General features: G+C 64.4%; 16 protein-coding genes and 3 pseudogenes. 9 read left to right on the top strand and 10 right to left on the bottom strand.

Annotated features, from left to right (window positions below):
• Nucleotide 1 precedes the first annotated feature (1 nt).
• The 3 genes and pseudogenes from H0I86_RS20150 to H0I86_RS20140 form a co-directional block, all read right to left on the bottom strand.
• Nucleotides 2-187: pseudogene (locus tag H0I86_RS20150) on the bottom strand (N-acetyltransferase); the annotation flags it as partial.
• A gap of 147 nt (nucleotides 188-334) precedes the next feature.
• Nucleotides 335-691: a 6-carboxytetrahydropterin synthase QueD gene (gene queD, locus H0I86_RS20145; RefSeq protein ID WP_007930577.1), complete on the bottom strand. Its 357-nt coding sequence runs from the start codon at nucleotides 689-691 to the stop codon at nucleotides 335-337.
• Between the two features lie 97 nt (nucleotides 692-788).
• Nucleotides 789-1,868: a patatin-like phospholipase family protein gene (locus H0I86_RS20140; protein ID WP_180921831.1), complete on the bottom strand. Its 1,080-nt coding sequence runs from the start codon at nucleotides 1,866-1,868 to the stop codon at nucleotides 789-791.
• Between the two features lie 160 nt (nucleotides 1,869-2,028).
• Between H0I86_RS20140 and H0I86_RS20135 the strand changes: the two genes are divergently transcribed.
• The 4 genes from H0I86_RS20135 to H0I86_RS20120 are packed head-to-tail and all read left to right on the top strand — an operon-like array spanning nucleotide 2,029 to nucleotide 4,629.
• Nucleotides 2,029-2,337, top strand: coding sequence for a PepSY domain-containing protein (locus tag H0I86_RS20135; RefSeq protein WP_007930566.1), 309 nt, complete (start codon nucleotides 2,029-2,031; stop codon nucleotides 2,335-2,337).
• Complete coding sequence (locus H0I86_RS20130) at nucleotides 2,337-2,651, top strand: PepSY domain-containing protein (protein ID WP_007930564.1); 315 nt, start codon at nucleotides 2,337-2,339, stop codon at nucleotides 2,649-2,651. Before H0I86_RS20135 ends, H0I86_RS20130 begins: the two co-directional genes overlap by 1 nt.
• The gene (locus tag H0I86_RS20125; protein WP_180921830.1) at nucleotides 2,651-3,319 is read left to right on the top strand and encodes a response regulator transcription factor; all 669 of its coding nucleotides are present in this window, start codon (nucleotides 2,651-2,653) and stop codon (nucleotides 3,317-3,319) included. The genes H0I86_RS20130 and H0I86_RS20125 overlap by 1 nt, the downstream gene beginning before the upstream one ends.
• The gene (locus H0I86_RS20120; protein ID WP_180921829.1) at nucleotides 3,316-4,629 is read left to right on the top strand and encodes a sensor histidine kinase; all 1,314 of its coding nucleotides are present in this window, start codon (nucleotides 3,316-3,318) and stop codon (nucleotides 4,627-4,629) included. Before H0I86_RS20125 ends, H0I86_RS20120 begins: the two co-directional genes overlap by 4 nt.
• 28 nt (nucleotides 4,630-4,657) lie before the next feature.
• On the opposite strand, the pseudogene H0I86_RS32530 reads toward H0I86_RS20120, so the two are convergent.
• Both H0I86_RS32530 and H0I86_RS32525 read right to left on the bottom strand, forming a co-directional pair.
• Nucleotides 4,658-5,173: pseudogene (locus tag H0I86_RS32530) on the bottom strand (methyl-accepting chemotaxis protein); the annotation flags it as partial.
• Between the two features lie 390 nt (nucleotides 5,174-5,563).
• A pseudogene (locus tag H0I86_RS32525) lies at nucleotides 5,564-6,586 on the bottom strand (cache domain-containing protein); the annotation flags it as partial.
• Between the two features lie 627 nt (nucleotides 6,587-7,213).
• On the opposite strand from H0I86_RS32525, the gene H0I86_RS20110 reads away from it, so the two are divergent.
• The gene (locus H0I86_RS20110) at nucleotides 7,214-8,530 is read left to right on the top strand and encodes a Na+/H+ antiporter family protein (protein WP_180925881.1); all 1,317 of its coding nucleotides are present in this window, start codon (nucleotides 7,214-7,216) and stop codon (nucleotides 8,528-8,530) included.
• 213 nt (nucleotides 8,531-8,743) lie between these two features.
• Complete coding sequence (ctpM, locus tag H0I86_RS32705; protein ID WP_180921827.1) at nucleotides 8,744-10,423, top strand: methyl-accepting chemotaxis protein CtpM; 1,680 nt, start codon at nucleotides 8,744-8,746, stop codon at nucleotides 10,421-10,423.
• Nucleotides 10,424-10,528: 105 nt separating this feature from the next.
• Here ctpM and trhP read toward each other — a convergent pair whose 3' ends face one another.
• Nucleotides 10,529-11,866 (bottom strand): prephenate-dependent tRNA uridine(34) hydroxylase TrhP, encoded by a 1,338-nt coding sequence (gene trhP, locus H0I86_RS20100; RefSeq protein ID WP_180921826.1) that lies wholly within the window; start codon nucleotides 11,864-11,866, stop codon nucleotides 10,529-10,531.
• Nucleotides 11,867-12,031: 165 nt separating this feature from the next.
• Here trhP and H0I86_RS20095 point away from each other — a divergent pair, with 165 nt between their 5' ends.
• Nucleotides 12,032-13,099 carry an AI-2E family transporter gene (locus H0I86_RS20095; RefSeq protein ID WP_180921825.1) on the top strand — a complete coding sequence of 356 codons (1,068 nt, stop codon included), beginning with the start codon at nucleotides 12,032-12,034 and terminating at the stop codon, nucleotides 13,097-13,099.
• Here H0I86_RS20095 and H0I86_RS20090 read toward each other — a convergent pair.
• From H0I86_RS20090 to H0I86_RS20080, 3 genes are all read right to left on the bottom strand, one after another.
• Nucleotides 13,096-13,278, bottom strand: a complete 183-nt coding sequence (locus H0I86_RS20090) for a hypothetical protein (protein ID WP_007927236.1) — start codon at nucleotides 13,276-13,278, stop codon at nucleotides 13,096-13,098. The genes H0I86_RS20095 and H0I86_RS20090 overlap by 4 nt on opposite strands.
• A gap of 109 nt (nucleotides 13,279-13,387) precedes the next feature.
• Nucleotides 13,388-13,582 carry a hypothetical protein gene (locus H0I86_RS20085; protein ID WP_007927235.1) on the bottom strand — a complete coding sequence of 65 codons (195 nt, stop codon included), beginning with the start codon at nucleotides 13,580-13,582 and terminating at the stop codon, nucleotides 13,388-13,390.
• Nucleotides 13,583-13,831: 249 nt separating this feature from the next.
• On the bottom strand, nucleotides 13,832-14,188 hold the full coding sequence (locus H0I86_RS20080) for a hypothetical protein (RefSeq protein WP_373369367.1): 357 nt from the start codon (nucleotides 14,186-14,188) through the stop codon (nucleotides 13,832-13,834).
• Nucleotides 14,189-14,441: 253 nt separating this feature from the next.
• On the opposite strand from H0I86_RS20080, the gene H0I86_RS20075 reads away from it, so the two are divergent.
• Nucleotides 14,442-15,260, top strand: coding sequence for a shikimate 5-dehydrogenase (locus tag H0I86_RS20075; RefSeq protein ID WP_180921824.1), 819 nt, complete (start codon nucleotides 14,442-14,444; stop codon nucleotides 15,258-15,260).
• A 107-nt stretch (nucleotides 15,261-15,367) separates the two neighbouring features.
• Nucleotides 15,368-15,886 (top strand): cupin domain-containing protein, encoded by a 519-nt coding sequence (locus tag H0I86_RS20070; RefSeq protein ID WP_180921823.1) that lies wholly within the window; start codon nucleotides 15,368-15,370, stop codon nucleotides 15,884-15,886.
• Nucleotides 15,887-15,958: 72 nt separating this feature from the next.
• Here H0I86_RS20070 and H0I86_RS20065 read toward each other — a convergent pair whose 3' ends face one another.
• The gene (locus H0I86_RS20065; RefSeq protein WP_180921822.1) at nucleotides 15,959-16,609 is read right to left on the bottom strand and encodes a YceH family protein; all 651 of its coding nucleotides are present in this window, start codon (nucleotides 16,607-16,609) and stop codon (nucleotides 15,959-15,961) included.
• Nucleotides 16,610-16,636 lie beyond the last annotated feature (27 nt).

Raw genomic sequence — 16,636 nt, 5'->3', positions numbered from 1 at the left:
ATCAGTCCAGCGCCTTGCTCATGTAGGCCCGGCGCAGCCCGTGCTCCTCGGCGCGGTGGGTCTTGGTGTAACCGCGGCGGGTATACAGGGCGATGTTTTCGCTCATGGCTTCGTGGGTGTAAAGCCGGATGCAGCTATGACCGGCGGCGAGCGCCTGTCTTTCAGCGAAGCCCAGCCATTGCCGGCCTGGATCAGGCTGAGGTCGGCCACGGTGGCCGGGCGAATGGTCGAGGGCATGAGGGGGCGTTCTCCGCTCAAGGCGCGAGGGCCGAGCGGGCAAGCATAGGCATAAAAAACCACCGCGGGAGGTGGTTTTTTTCAAGCGGGCGACGGTTTATTCGCCGCGATAGATGCAGCCGCTGGTGCAGGTCTCGTGGATGCGGATCGCGCTCAGCTCCGGCAGCAGGGGTTTGAGCTCGTTCCAGATCCACTTGGCCAGCACTTCGCTGGTGGGGTTTTCCAGGCCGGGGATGTCGTTCAGGTAGTTGTGGTCCAGGCGCTCGTAGAGCGGCTTGAAGATCTCCTTGATTTCGGAGAAGTCACGAATCCAGCCAGTGTGCGGATCGAGGTCGCCGCTCAGGTGGATGGCCACCTTGAACGAGTGGCCGTGCAGGCGCCCGCACTTGTGGCCGGCAGGCACGTGGGGCAGGCGGTGGGCGGATTCGAAGGTAAACTCTTTGAAGATTTCCACAGTGTCGGTCAGCTCGGTCAGGTGGCTATCGCCGCGGGCGATGTAAGGCAGGCAGCGAGTTTACCAGCTTGATTGTGCGGGTGCGGGAAAACACTGACTAAAGGGTCAATAGCCGTTCGCCGAGACGACCACCTGCGGCCAGTTCGAGGAACTCGTCGCCCAGGCGCCGGCTTTCGTCCATCGCGCTGCGCCAGTATTTCTGGCGGCTGGCGTCGTCGCCCATGAAGCGCTTGAAGTCGTTGCGGTCCGGCAGTTTGCCGTAGGGCAGGCGTGCCAGGTATTCCTTCGACGGTGCCAGCAGCAACACGTCCTGCAGGCGACCCGGGTTGCCGCGGCGCCAGGGCAGGGTCTTGTCGAACCAGCCGGGAATCACCCGGTCGGTGAAGTGCGGGTAGAGCACGATGTCGTCGCCGCTGTAGGGCAGGTCGAGGTGGTAGTCCAGCAGGCCGCCGTCGCGGAAGGTGCCGGCCCCGGCGCCGGGCAGGTCGCGCACGCCTTGCATGACCATCGGGATCGAGCCCGAGGCGAGCAGGGCTTGGCGCAGGTTGTGGGTGTCCAGCGGCACGAAGCGCGAGGGGAAGTCGTCGAGGGCCCGCAGCGGCGGCGCCAGGCGCGGGTCGTGCAGCACCAGGCGTTCGAAGTGCCGGGACAGGCGCGCGCGGCCACGCAGGTTGTCGGCGATCACCGAGGACAATCCCAGGCCCAGCCGCCCGCGATGGTCGTCGGCGAGCAGGCCGTGGCTTTTCACCACCATGATGTTCAGCCGGTAGTGCGGGTTGTCGAGAATGCTCGCATCGCGGCCGTCGAGCAGCTCGTGCAGCATGCGCTGCGAACTCTGGCTGATCTGCGCGATGGTCACGCCCTTGGCGAAGCTCTGGGCGTTGTACAGTTGGCCCAGGCGGCGGATGCTTTCGGCGGCGTCCGGCAGGCAGGCGCTGGCGAAGCGCCAGGAACCCACCGAGGCACCGATCAGCGAACGCTCCCGTGGCGCCGCCGGCAGCCACTCGCCGAACAGCGCCAGGTCCAGCCCCTGGATGCCCAGGGCTTTCGGCCCGCCGGCGGCGCCGGGCAGGGTGCCGACTTCGGCGGCGCTCAGGCCGTTGGCGCGGATGCGCGCCAGGGCGCGTGGGCCGGCCTTGAGGGTCAGGGCGGGAAACTTGATGTGGATAGCGGTCATACCGGTCTCAATCTCGAGCGACGGGTGAGTATAAAAGCTCAGGTCAGCGGCGCCGAATGAAACCTGCGCGCTGGCGATGATGGCCATTCAGTTTCAATTAAGTTCGACCCGCTATCGTGAGCCGCGTAGCAACACATAACGAGAAAACCGGAGACACCCCATGAAAACCCTGACTGCCCTGTTCACCGCGACCCTCATCGGCATGACCGCCAGCCTGGCCCATGCCCGCGACCTGGGGCCCGACGAGGCCCTGAGACTGCGCGACGCTGGTACCATTGTGTCCTTTGAAAAACTCAATGCCACGGCATTGGCCAAGCACCCGGGCGCGACCATCACCGAAACCGAGCTGGAAGAGGAGTACGGCAAGTACATCTACCAGATCGAGATGCGCGATCCTCAAGGGGTTGAGTGGGACCTGGAATTGGACGCGGTGAGCGGCCAGGTGCTCAAGGATCATCAGGATACGTAATGAAGGTAAATCTACGCGCCGGCAGCAGGGTGGCCCTGGCGCTTCTGGCTTTCTGCTCGGTGGCGCTGGCCCGCGACCTGGACCAGGATGAAGCCCTGCGCTTGCGCCAGCAAGGGGTGATCCTGCCGCTGGAGCAACTGTTGCAACAGGCCCTGGACCGTTACCCCGGGGCCAAGCTGCTGGAAGCCGAGCTGGAAGAAAAACACGACGTCTACATCTATGAAGTCGAGCTGCTGACTGCCGAGGGCGTGGTTCGCGAGCTGGACCTCGAGGCCACCACCGGCCGCTTACTGAAAGACAAGGAAGATGACTGATGCGCCTGCTCCTGGTGGAAGACCACGTCTCCCTGGCCGACGAACTGCTGGCCGGGCTCAATCGCCAGGGCTACGCCGTGGACTGGCTGGCCGATGGTCGTGATGCGCTGTACCAGGGCGCCAGCGAGCCTTACGACCTGATCGTGCTCGACCTCGGCCTGCCGGGGGTTCCGGGCCTGGAAGTGCTGGCCAAGTGGCGCGCCGGCGGCCTGGCGACCCCGGTGCTGATCCTCACCGCCCGCGGTTCCTGGGCCGAACGCATCGAAGGCCTGAAGGCCGGTGCCGACGACTACCTGACCAAACCCTTCCACCCGGAAGAGTTGCACCTGCGTATCCAGGCGCTGTTACGCCGTTCCCACGGCCAGGCCAACCAGCCGACACTGCAGGCAGCCGGGCTGCACCTCGACGAAGGCCGCCAGTGCGTGGTGCGCGACGGCGTGGATATCCAGCTGACCGCCGCCGAGTTCCGCCTGCTGCGCTACTTCATGCTGCACCCGGAGCAGATCCTCTCGAAGAGCCACCTGGCCGAGCACCTCTACGACGGTGAGACCGAGCGCGACTCCAACGTACTGGAAGTCCACGTCAACCACCTGCGGCGCAAGCTCGGGCGCAGCGTGATTGAAACCCGTCGCGGCCAGGGCTACCTGTTCGGCGGGAACACCCGGTGAGGTCGATCCAGCGCCGCCTGAGCCTGGGCCTGATCAGCGTGATGGTGATTGTCGGCCTGGTGCTGGCGCAGACCAGCCTGTGGCTGTTCGAGATGGGTTTGCAACGCTATCTGGAAGCCGGCCTGCGCAACGACAGCGAAAGCCTGCTGGTGGCGCTGGTGCGTGGTCCGCAGGGGTTGCAGCTGGACGAGCGGCGTCTGTCGCCAGCCTATCAGCGGCCGTTTTCCGGGCATTACTTCCGTATCGATTTCGATGAGGTGCACTGGCGCTCCCGCTCCTTGTGGGACCAGGACCTGCCAAAATTGGAGCAGACCGGCCTGCACAGCAACCTGCAACTGGGGCCGGAGGGCCAGCGCCTGCTGGTGCTGCGCACCGATTACCGACGCTTCGGGCAATCGATTTCCATCAGCGTCGCCCAGGACTACACCCCGGTGCGCGAGAGTTTCTTGCGCATGCAGCAGGTTGGCCTCGGCCTGGGCCTGGCCGGCCTGCTGCTGATCCTGATCCTGCAGCGGCTTACCGTGCGCCGCGCCTTGCGCCCGCTGGAGCAGGCCCGCGAGCAGATCGCCCAGCTGCAACGCGGCCAGCGTTCGCAACTTGACGAACAGGTGCCGTTGGAGCTGGAGCCGCTGGTGGCGCAGATCAACCATCTGCTGGCCCACACCGAAGACAGCCTGAAGCGTTCGCGCAATGCCCTGGGCAACCTCGGGCATGCGCTGAAGACCCCGCTGGCGGTGCTCTTGAGCCTGGCCTCCAACCCCAAGCTGCAAGCGCACCCGGAGTTGCGCCAGTTGCTCGAAGAGCAGTTGGAGCAAGTACAACAGCGACTCAACCGTGAACTGAACCGCGCGCGCCTGGCCGGCGATGCGTTGCCCGGCGCGCTGTTCGATTGCGACGCCGAGCTGCCGGGACTGCTGGCAACCCTGAACATGATCCATGGCGAGCACCTGGACCTGAGCTATCAGGCGGCCCCCGGCCTGCAACTGCCCTGGGACCGGGAAGACCTGCTGGAGCTGCTGGGCAACCTGTTGGACAACGCCTGCAAGTGGGCCGATGCCGAAGTGGCGCTGAGCGTCTGGCAGAGCGCCCAGGGTTATGGCCTGGCGGTGGACGACGATGGACCGGGGATTCCTGAAGAGCAGCGCAGCCAGGTATTCAGCCGTGGCACGCGCCTGGACGAACAGACCGATGGCCATGGCCTGGGTCTGGGCATCGTGCGCGACATCGTCGAGAGCTGGGGCGGGGTGTTGCGCTTGCTGGAAAGCCCGCAGGGCGGCCTGCGGGTGTTGATCGAGTTGCCCAAGCGCTAGCGCCGAATCCCGTAGCCGAGGCTTGAGGTCAGACCCGGAACTGATCCATCAGGCTCTGCTGCTGGTTGGCCAGGCTGTTCAGCGACTGGCTGACCCGGGCCGACTCGTTGGCCTGCTCCGACAGCGATTCGGTGACGTCGCGAATGGTCGCCACGTTGTTGTTGATCTCCTCGGCCACCGCGCTTTGCTCTTCGGCGGCGCTGGCGATTTGCAGGTTCATGTCGCTGATCACCGTCACCGCGTCGCCGATCTGCCGCAGCGCGGTAACGGCCTGGCCGACCTGCTCGACGCTGCCCTGGGCCTGGCGATGGCTGTTGCCCATCGAACCGACCACTTCCTGGGTGCCGCTTTGCAGCTCCTCGATCACCTGGCGGGTTTCCTCCACCGACTCCTGGGTACGGCGGGCGAGGTTGCGCACTTCGTCGGCGACCACCGCGAAACCGCGCCCGGCCTCGCCGGCACGGGCAGCCTCGATGGCGGCGTTGAGGGCCAGCAGGTTGGTCTGCTCGGCGATGGCACGGATCACTTCCAGCACCGAACCGATCTTTTCACTGTTGGCGGCCAGGCCTTCGACCTGGCTCATGGCGGTGCTCATGTCGGCCGCCAGGTGGTCGATGCTCGCGGTAGTGCGGTCGATCACGCTCAGGCCCTGGCGCGTGGCCTGGTCGGCGTCGCGGGCGGCCTGCGCGGCCTGGGCCGCGCTGCGGGCGACGTCCTGGGCGGTGGCGCTCATCTCGTGGGAGGCGGTGGCCACCTGGTCGACCTGGCGATACTGCTGCTCCATGCCGGCGCTGGTCTGGGTGGCGATGGCCGAGGACTGGTCGGCGGTGCCGCGGGCGTCCTGCACCGAGCGTTTCACCTCGGCGATGATCGGTTGCAGCTTGTCGAGGAAACGGTTGAACCAGCCGGCCAGCTGGCCCAGTTCATCTTTTTTGTCGTAGGCCAGGCGCCGGGTCAGGTCGCCTTCGCCGCTGGCAATGTCTTCCAGCATGTGCGCCACGCCGAGGATCGGCCGGGTCACGCTGCGCGCCATCAGCCACACCAGCAGCAGGCCGAGCACCGCGGCCAGCAGGCCCAGGCCCAGTTCGACCAGGGTGCCGGTCTGGTTGCTCTGGTCCAGCTGGTTCTTCAGGGCTTCGGCCGGACCTACCAGGACCCGCTCCGGCACTTGCAGCAGCACGCCCCAGGGCTTGCCGTCGGGAATCGGGGTGAAGGGCGCGAGCACTTTCAGTTCGCTGTCGTCGTGCAGGCTCTGGGTCTGGGTGCTGGCCGACAGCAGGCGGATCAGTTCGCCGCCGTTGGCCTGGTCCAATTGGTCCAGGCGCTGGCTGAGCTTGCTGGCGTCGGCGCTGTAGCCGGCGAGCAGGCCGACCGGGCTGATGATGCTGACCGTGGTCTGGCCGTCGTAGAGTTCCTTGCTCGCTTGCTGGCTGACCGATTGCAGGCTGTTGAGGTTGATGTCCACCGACAGCGAGGCGATGACTTTGCCGTTCACCAGCAGCGGGAACACGATGCTGGTCATCAGCACGTTCTGGCCGTCGATCGCATAGAAGTAGGGCTCGATCACGCAGGGCTTGAGGGTGCTGCGCGGGCAGGTGAACCAGGCGTTGGCCGGCTGGCCGCTGGGGCCGGTGGTGGTGTCGCTCATGTCGCTTTCCGGCAGCGCCATGGAGGTCAGCTTGCCCGGGGTCGGCTGCGACCAGTAGAGGGCGAAGCGGCCCTTGTCGTTGCTGCCCAGTTCGCCCTGGCCGCTGAAGAGTTCGTCCTTGCCGTCCAGGGCATTGGCTTCGAACACCAGCGACAGGCCGAGCAGGTCGGGGTTGGCCTGCAGCGCCGACTTCACCTGGCGGGTCAGGTCCTCGCGCAGGTCGAAGGCATCGAGGAAGCGTTTCTCGGCCTGTTCGCGCAGGAACAATACCTGGCGCGCGAAGCCGTGGCCGTATTGATAGGCGTCCATGAATTGCTGGCGGATGCCCAGTGCCTGGACCTCGCCCTGGGCTTCGATGCGGGCCTGGGCGGCTTCGTTGAGCATCTCCATGCTCGAGGCCTTCACCAGTGCGGAGCTGTGCTCCATGCGGTACAGCGAAAGCCCCACCAGCAGGGTCACGATGCCGGCCAGGCAGAGTCCGGCGAGCAAGGTGATTTTCCACTGGATGGAAAGTTGTCTGAGCGACATGGAGACGTCCTTATTCGATATTTATCTGAGACTTTGCAACATATCGGCCGCAGAACGGCTTTCTTTAAACGCTCGTTCGAATTTTCCCCGGGGGGCTGGCTCGCTGCGGATTCGCCCCTAAGCCACCGTCCCCTGTAGCCGCTGCCGCAGGCTGCGATCGACCACGAAGCGGGCGCTGCTTTTGAGGGCCTCGGAAGGTCCTTCGGACCTTATCGCAGGCTGCGCCAGCGGCTACAGGAAACGCATTGGCAGCGGACCGCCGGTTTTGACAAGCGTTGCCCGCTGCTGCAAAGTGCGCGCCCTCTAATAAGACCCTCCTGTTTCAATCCGGTGTCGGCAGCCATGCCCTCTGGCCGGACTCATTCCTTTTGCGGCGTTTTCCCGTCGCAGTGCCATGAGGTAACGATGATTAATGCAGTAATTGCCGCGGTTGGCGTCATGCTGGTCCTCAGCCTGTCCCGCGTGCATGTGGTGATCGCGCTGATCGTAGGCGCGCTGGTGGGAGGGCTGACCGGTGGCCTGAGCATCGAGGCGACGCTCAAGGCTTTCAATAACGGCCTCGGCGGCGGGGCGACGGTGGCCCTGTCCTACGCCTTGCTCGGTGCCTTTGCGGTGGCGATCGCCAAGTCCGGCCTGGCCCATGCCCTGGCGGACAAGATCCTGCTGCTGGTGGACCGCCAGGACGCCAATGGCGGCGGCAACGTCAAATGGCTGCTGATCGGCCTGTTGTGGGTGGTGGCGATCGCTTCGCAGAACATCCTGCCGATCCATATCGCCTTCATCCCGTTGCTGGTGCCGCCACTGTTGTATGTGCTGAGCGCACTGCAGCTGGACCGGCGGCTGATCGCCTGCGTCATCACCTTCGGCCTGATCACCCCGTACATGTTCCTGCCGGTGGGGTTCGGCAATATCTTCCTCAACGAGATCCTGCTGGCCAACGTCGCCCGCAGCGGCGTGGACATCAGCAATATCAATGTCACCCACGCCATGGGCATTCCGGCGCTGGGCATGGTCTTCGGCCTGCTGCTGGCCTTTGTCAGCTACCGCAAGAAGCGCGTGTATGACCTGCAGCTGATCGAGAAAGTCGAGCAGGTGACGGTGCAATACAACCCGCGCACGCTGCTGGTGGCGGGCCTGGCGATTGTCGCGGCCTTTGTCATCCAGCTGTTGCTGGATTCGATGATTATCGGCGCGCTGTCCGGCTTCCTGATCTTCTCGGTGTCGGGCATCGTGCGCTGGCGCGAGACCGACGACCTGTTCACCGAAGGCATGAAAATGATGGCGATGATCGGCTTCATCATGATCGCCGCCGCCGGTTTCGCCGAGGTGATGAAGGCCACCGGCGAGGTGAAGAGCCTGGTGGAGTCCTCGGCCAGCTGGATCGGCCACAGCAAGGGCGTCGGCGCCTTGTTGATGTTGCTGGTGGGGCTGCTGGTGACCATGGGCATCGGTTCGTCGTTCTCCACCGTGCCGATCCTGGCGACCATCTTCGTGCCGCTGTGCGTGCAACTGGGCTTCAGCCCGCTGGCGATCGTCTGTATCGTCGGCACCGCCGGCGCCCTGGGCGACGCCGGCTCGCCGGCCTCGGACTCGACCCTGGGCCCGACCTCCGGCCTGAACATCGACGGCCAGCACCACCACATCTGGGACACCGTGGTCCCGACCTTCCTGCATTACAACCTGCCGCTGCTGGCCTTCGGCTGGGTCGCGGCGATGGTGCTCTGAGCCTGCGGGTTTTCAGCTGCACCGCGTTGTTCCTATCGCGAGCAAGCCTCGCGCCTACAGAAGCGTCGTATCTGTAGGCGCGAAGCGGCTCGTGATAAATCTCAAGGGCGCTGCGTGTCCGCAGATTCAGCGCATCGTCTCGCGCAGCTCAACTTTTGTGACGGCGTGCCGTTAAGGCTGTATCACGCCAACAAAATCAAGAGTGAACCTCCTATGCGCTTAAGTCTGAAGGGCAAAGTCCTGTCCCTCGCGGTCCTCCCGGTGCTGTTGTTTGCGCTGGTGATCAGCCTGACCACGGTCGTCATGCTCAAGGAGCAGGCGCAGAATGAGGTGGACGAGACCCGGCAGCGCCTGCTCGGCGAGGCCAAGACCATGCTGCAGAGCTATGTGGAGGTGGCCCTGAGCACGGTCAAGCCGCTCTACGATGCGGCGGCGCCCGGCGATACCGCGACCCGCGCCCAGGTGGTGAAGCTGCTGTCGAGCATCACCTACGGCAAGGATGGTTACTTCTTCGGCTACGACTCCGAGACGGTGCGCCTGTTCAAGGGCAACAACCCGGACGGCGTGGGCAAGAGCTTCAAGGACAACCGCGACCCCAACGGCGTGTACGTCAACCGCGAGCTGGTCAAGGTCGGCAAGGACGGCACGCACTATGTGCAGTACAGCTCGACCCAGCCTGGCAGCGACGTGCTGGTGCCGAAACTGGGCTACACCGAATACCTGCCCAAATGGGACCTGATCGTCGGCTCCTCGGTGAACCTGGACGGCATCGATGCCCAGGTGGCCGAGGTCGAGGCCAGCGTCAACCAGCGCATGCAGGGCATGGTCCTGAGCATCATCGGCATCGCCGTGGTGGTGCTGCTGGTGATCGCCGCCATCGGCATGCTGGTGGCCAATACTATCCTGCGGCCGCTGAACCTGATGAAGCTCAACCTCGACGATATCGCCGCCGGCGAAGGCGACCTGACCCGCCGCCTGGCCATCACCAGCCAGGACGAGCTGGGCGACCTGGCCGGCTCTTTCAACCGCTTCGTCGACAAGATCCACGGCCTGGTGCGGCAGATCACCGAGATGACCGGCCAGCTCACCGGCCTGGTGGCCCAGGTGTCCGAGCAGGCCCAGCGTTCCGAGCAGGCCATGGAGCGCCAGCGTCACGAGACCGATCAGGTGGCCACGGCGATCAATGAAATGTCGTCGGCGGCCCAGGAAGTGGCGCGCAGTGCCCAGGGCGCGGCCGTGGCGGCGCAGCAGACCGACGAGGAAGGCCAGGCGGCCAAGCGCGTGGTGGACGGCAGCATCCAGCAGATTCACGCGCTGGTCAGCGATATCCGCAGCAGTGGCACCTCCCTGGACAGCCTGCAGAAAGACGTGGCGTCGATTGTCAGTGTGCTCGACGTGATCCGCTCCATCGCCGAACAGACCAACCTGCTGGCCCTCAACGCGGCCATCGAAGCCGCGCGGGCCGGTGAGGCCGGGCGTGGCTTCGCGGTGGTGGCCGACGAGGTCCGGGCGCTGGCCAGCCGCACCCAGCAGAGCACCCAGGAAATCCAGGGCATGATCGATCGCCTGCAACAGGGCACGCGCACCGCCGTGGAGGCCATGCGCCGCTCCAGCGACGCCGGCGACGGCACCTCGCAGCAGGCCAACGAAGCGGGGGCTTCGCTGGATGCCATGGCGCAACTGATCGGTACCATCAATTCGATGAACGCGCAGATCGCCAGCGCCGCGGAAGAACAGACCGCGGTGGCCGAAGAGATCAACCGCAGCGTGCACCAGATCGCGGTGGCGGTGGACAGCGTCGCCGACGAAACCCAGCTCGGCGCCCAGACCTCACGCAGCCTGGCCGAACTCGGCCAGCGCCTGGGCAGGCTGGTGGGGCAGTTCCGTATCTGAGCGATCAAGCATATCGCGGGTAGATCGTTGTCCTCTGTAGGAGCGAGCGGGCGGCGATCCGACTTGCCCGCGATGGCGTCATCAGCGACGCCACCGCAATCAGGATTACACCGTGCTGTCCGGCGTCACGTCGCGCATCAGCAAGGCAAAGCGCAGATCCACGGCGTCCGGGATCGGCAGGTACACGGTGTGTCCGTCCCCCGGCGCGACCTCGATCGGCTCGCCGCGAGCGTTCTGCAACTGGTGCAGATCGAAGTGGAAGTTGCCCTTGGGGGTCATCAGTTCCATATGGTCGCCCAGGGCAAAGCGGTTCTTCACCTTCACTTGCGCCAGGCGGTCTCGACGTTCGCCGGTGAGTTCGCCGACGAACTGCTGGCGTTCCGATACCGAGCTGCCGTTCAGGTAGTTCTGGTATTCGTCATGCACATGGCGGCGCAGGAAACCTTCGGTGTAGCCACGCTGGGCCAGGGACTCCAGGTCGTTCATCAGGCTGCGGTCGAACTCACGGCCGGCCACCGCGTCGTCGATGGCCCGGCGATAGACCTGGGTGGTGCGGGCGCAATAGAAGTGCGACTTGGTGCGGCCCTCGATCTTCAACGAGTGCACGCCCATGTGCGTCAGGCGCTCGACGTGCTGCACCGCGCGCAGGTCCTTGGCGTTCATGATGTAGGTGCCGTGCTCGTCCTCGAAGGCCGGCATCGCTTCGTCCGGGCGATTGGCCTCGCGCAGCAGGAACACCTGATCGGTCGGCGCGCCCAGGCCTAGGGTCGGCTCCGGCTGGAACTGCTGGACGATCTCGCCGAGGGTGTTCTCCGTGGCTTCCTCTGCCTGGTATTTCCAGCGGCAGGCATTGGTGCAGGTGCCCTGGTTGGCATCGCGCTTGTTCATATAGCCCGACAGCAGGCAGCGCCCGGAGTAGGCCATGCACAGGGCGCCATGGACGAATACCTCGAGCTCCATGGCCGGCACCTGCTGGCGGATTTCCTCGATCTCTTCCAGGGACAGCTCGCGGGACAGGATGATCCGGCTCAGGCCCTGTTGCTGCCAGAACTCGACGCTGGCCCAGTTCACCGTATTGGCCTGCACCGACAGGTGGATCGGCATCTGCGGGAAGTGCCGGCGCACCAGCATGATCAGCCCCGGGTCGGACATGATCAGCGCGTCCGGAGCCATGGCGATCACCGGCTCCAGGTCCTTGAGAAAGGTCTTGAGCTTGGCGTTGTGCGGGGCGATGTTGACCACCACGTAGAAGCGCTTGCCCTGGGCCTGGGCCTCGCGAATGCCGAGGGCCAGGTTGGCATGGTCGAATTCGTTGTTGCGCACCCGCAGGCTGTAGCGCGGCTGGCCGGCGTATACCGCATTGGCGCCATAGGCGAAGGCGTAGCGCATGTTTTTCAGGGTGCCGGCGGGGGCGAGCAGTTCGGGGCGGGTCAGGGGCGTCATGGCGGTTGTCGATGGCAAAAGGTCGCGAGGGTAAGGCCTGGGCCAACAGACTTCATTGATCTGGATCTATGCTCGATGAATAAAACAGGGCACTTGGGCAAACGCCGGCGGACTAAGGTTTCAGGCGCTTTGCAGCGTCCTGGACCTTATTGACAGAGAGCGGACATGAACCAGAACCTCATGCAACACAAAAGCCTGGTGCTTCTGCTGACCCTGGTGACCGTCGCCTTCATCTGGCTTCTGCTGCCTTTTTATGGCGCGGTGTTCTGGGCCGTGATTCTCGGCATCCTGTTCGACCCGCTACAACGGCGCCTGCAAATCAAGTTCGGTTGGCCACGCAACCTGACGGCCTTTTGCACCCTGAGTATCTGCCTGGTGAGCGCCATTCTGCCGGTGGTCATCATCAGCACCCTGCTGGTGCAGGAAGGCGCCAACCTCTACCAGAGCATCGAAAGCGGCGAACTGGACATCGCCGGTCAACTGGAACGGTTCAAGCACAGCCTGCCGCCGTATTTCCAGCAACTGCTGGACCGCTTCGGCCTGGGTGAGCTGGAGAGCCTGCGCGAGAAGATCGTCAAGAGCGCGCTGCAAGGCAGCCAGTTCTTCGCCACCCAGGCTTTCAGCGTCGGCCAGGGTACCTTCAAGTTCGTGGTGAGCTTTTTCGTGATGCTGTACCTGTTGTTCTTCTTTTTGCGCGATGGCGCCGAACTGGTACGCAAGGTACGCATCGCGGTGCCGTTGGCCGAGTACCAGAAACGCCGGCTACAGCTCAAGTTCAATCGGGTGGTACGGGCCACGGTGAAGGGCAACGTGCTGGTAGCGGTCAGCCAGGGGGTGCTGGGCGGGCTGATTTTCTGGTTTCTGGATATTCCCAGCCCGCTGCTATGGGCGGTGCTGATGACCTTGCTGTCATTGTTGCCGGCGGTGGGTGCGGGGATCGTCTGGGGCCCGGTGGCCCTGTACTTCCTGTTCAGCGGGGCGATCTGGCAAGGCGTGGTGCTGGGCTTGTACGGGGTATTCGTGATCGGCCTGGTGGACAACGTGCTGCGCCCGATCCTGGTGGGCAAGGACACCAAGATGCCGGATTACCTGATACTGATTTCGACCCTGGGGGGACTGGCGATCTTCGGCCTGAACGGCTTTGTCATCGGGCCATTGATCGCCGCGCTGTTCATCTCGAGCTGGGGCCTGTTCGTCGATACCCGGCCGCGGACACAACTGCCGTTGCCTTAGGCATGCAGGACGCGCTGCTCGATCTTTTGCGACAGGGCCTGGGCGGCGGTCAGCGAAGTGAGCGGGCCGCTGACCGGCTCGCCGTCGCGCACCAGGTACCAACACGCCAGCAACCCCAGCTCCCTGAGTGAGGTGGGAACGGCGCTACCGATAACGGACATGATCTGAACCTTGGGCATAAGTACCTCCATCAATCAATGGGGCTACCTTACGGACCGAGAGGTTCGACGAAAAATCACCACGCTCGATAGTGGACATCGATACCGGCGAAAAAAAGCGCCAGCCCGATCAGTCGACGACCTGATCGAGCATGTAGACCACTTCCGGGTCGTGCAGCAGGCCCTTGCGCACCAGGTGCTCGGCCAGCAAGGCCAGGAACTTGGCGCTGCGGTGGCCTTCCAGGTGCTTGAGTTCGGTCAGGGCGCTGTACACCTTGCTCGCGGTACCCAGGGTAGGGGAGTGATGGGGGTTCTGTGTCGGCATGGGCGTCGTCCTTGTTGTTATGGGGCTGTTTTGTGGACAGATCCGATCTTGCGGACCTGGCATGACATAAATATGACAGCCGTGGGCTCGCACGTACGGGCTGTCTTTGGCAACACTATTGCCGGATTGAATCGCAAAAGCTGTCCCGGCAGCGACCTCTGCAAGATTTATTCAGACGTTTCAGGGTTGTTTCAAACGCAACAGGCCTCGCTGGTGAAGGCGGGGCCTGCGGGTGTGCGGTCGCCGGAATTACCAGCGGCCAGGGCCATAGTAGTAATGGCGTGGCGGGCCGTAGTAGCCACGAGGCGGGCCGTAGTACACCGGGGCCGGACGGTAATAGACCGGCGGGCCTTCCACGTACACCGGCTGTGGCTGGTAGTAGACCGGTGGCGGCGCGGCATACACAGGTTGCGGCTGAACGTAGACCGGTTGTTGCACGTAGACCGGGCGACTGTGGTTGGCGATCACCGAACCCACCACCGCTGCGCCGACCACTGCACCGACTACCGCCGGGCCACCCCAACCACGGCCACCGTGGGCGGACGCTTGACCGGCGACAGCAAGTGCACCAATGAGCAAGGCTATCTTGGGGACTTTATGCATCATGGCTATTCCTCGGTTCCAACCCCAGCGCTCGGTCTGCAATAGACGCGAGGACTGTCGCGGGGATACTTCTAAGACAGCTTTTTTCTGAAAAACTGCACAGCCGCCGGGTAAATTTTGTGTAAGGTCTGTACCGGCTTCTTTACCCTCGTTCATGGGCGGCAGGCCCGTCTTTCAGGCGCTGTCGATATGATCGGGCAGAACCCGATGACTGGCTAATCCCGTCTATCCGAAAGTGCGTTCCAAGGAGATCAACATGCAGATGAACCCCAACAAAGACACCCAGTTGTGTATGTCGCTGTCAGGGCGTCCGGGGAATTTCGGCTTGCGCTTTCACAATCATTTGTATGAACAGTTGGGCTTGAACTTCTACTACAAGGCGTTCAGCAGCCAGGACCTGCCAGGCGCCGTCGGCGGGATCCGCGCCCTGGGCATTCGCGGCTGTGGCGTGTCCATGCCGTTCAAGGAGGCTTGCATTGCCCTGGTGGACGAACTGGACGCCTCGGCCAGCGCGATCCAGTCGATCAACACCATCGTCAACACCAACGGCCACCTCAAGGCCTACAACACCGATTACATCGCCGTCGCCCAGTTGCTCGACAGCCACCGGATCCCCAAGGACACCCGCTTTGCCCTGCGCGGCAGCGGCGGCATGGCCAAGGCGGTGGCCAGTGCCTTGCGCGATGGTGGCTACCACGATGGCGTGATAGTTGCCCGCAATGCACAAGCCGGGCAGGCCCTCGCCGACTCCCTGGGCTATGCCTGCCAGGCGGAGCTGGGCGAACTGCGCCCACAGATGCTGATCAACGTCACCCCGATCGGCATGAGCGGCGGTCCCGAGGCCGATCAACTGGCGTTCCCGGTCGAGGCGATCCAGGCCGCGCGCACGGTGTTCGACGTGGTGGCGGTGCCCGCGGAAACCCCGCTGATCCTGCGCGCCCGGGCCGAAGGCAAACAGGTGATCACCGGCCTGGAAGTGATCGCCATCCAGGCGCTGGAGCAGTTCGTGCTGTACACCGGCGTGCGCCCCAGCGCCGAGCAGTTCCAGCGGGCGGTGGCCTTCGCCCGGGCCTGATCGGTGGGTGGAGCAGGGCAGGTCGGTGGCGCGCGAAGCCCTCCTATACTGGTCGCCAGCAAGCCAAGACTTGCCCCTGTTCCACGCCACCGTGATCGAGGACCGTCATGCCACCTGCCATTCTCAATCTGGATCAGGCGGACCTTCAGCCGCTGCCTGAAGCCTTGACCCCCACCGGCGATACCGCCGGCCGTTATGTCCAGCGCATCGCCCGTATCGGCCAGCAACTGGGCGCACAGAAGCTCGGCTACCGACTGATTGCCCTGGGCCCGGGAATGCGCGCCAGCCCCTTCCATAACCATCGCGTCAACGAAGAGATGTTCTACATAGTCGCCGGTGAGGGCGAGATCCGCCTCGGCGCCGAGCGTTTTGCCATCCGCGCCGGCGATGTGATTGCCTGCCCGCCGGGCGACATGGACACCGCGCACCAGATCATCAATACCAGCCAGGGCGAGCTGCGTTACCTGGCGGTCAGCACCCAGGAGGCGCCGGATATCTGCGAATACCCGGATTCCGGCAAGTATGTGGTGATGAAGGACTTCAAGATCGACGATGAGGGCAATGCCTCAGGGTTCGTCGCGGTGGCGCGGCATGCGGACGGGGTGGATTACTGGGACGGGGAGTAGGGGCTTTTGTAGCCTTTGAGAGGTTGCGCCGACTGCGGCAGCGGCTACAAGGCGCTGCCGCAGGGGCGGGGGTCAGCCTTCGAGTTTCGCCAGGCGCTCTTCGAGGGCGGCGATACGTGCTTCCAGCTCTTCGATGCGCTCTGCCGATACGCCGCTGCCCGAGCTGCGTTCCACCGGGTTCTGCCGGGCGGCGAGGATCGCTTCGATATCCGCCGGGTCTCCCAGTGCGTGCATGTAGCGATCTTCGCGCTGGCCGGCCTGACGCGGAATCAGCAGCGCCAGGCCACGGGCGATCAGGCGCTCCAGCTGATGTCCTACCTGTTCGCTGTCTTCGAAATCGTGCATGCGGCCGCTGCGGGTCAGCAGCTCGTTGACCGTCCGCGGGCCGCGCAAAAACAGCAGGCCGGCCAGCGCCACTTGCGCCGGCACCAGTTCCAGCGCCTTGTCCAGGCGATGCTCCCAGCGGTCGGCGCGGCTGCCCATCACCAAGCGGGCGAAGCCGCGGTTTTCCAGGGCGCGCAAGCTCTGGCCGACCTGGCCCTGGGTGAGGTTCATCACCGGTTCGCGGCTGGTTTTCTGGTTGCAGGCGATGACCAGGGCATTGAGGGTCAGCGGATAGGTTTCCGGGCTGGTTGCCTGCTTCTCGATCAGCGACCCGAGAATGCGCAGTTCGGTGCTGGTCAGTTGCAATTGCTCGCTGGAGGTTTCTTGCTCGATGCTCATCGCGCTTTCCCTATGCTGTCGAAGGCG

Origin of the sequence: Pseudomonas chlororaphis subsp. aurantiaca, from assembly GCF_013466605.1 — a bacterium.
Classification (GTDB): Bacteria; Pseudomonadota; Gammaproteobacteria; order Pseudomonadales; family Pseudomonadaceae; genus Aquipseudomonas; species Aquipseudomonas chlororaphis_I.
Note: the sequence above shows the minus strand (reverse complement) of the source record. Positions and strands in the feature narration are given on the sequence as shown.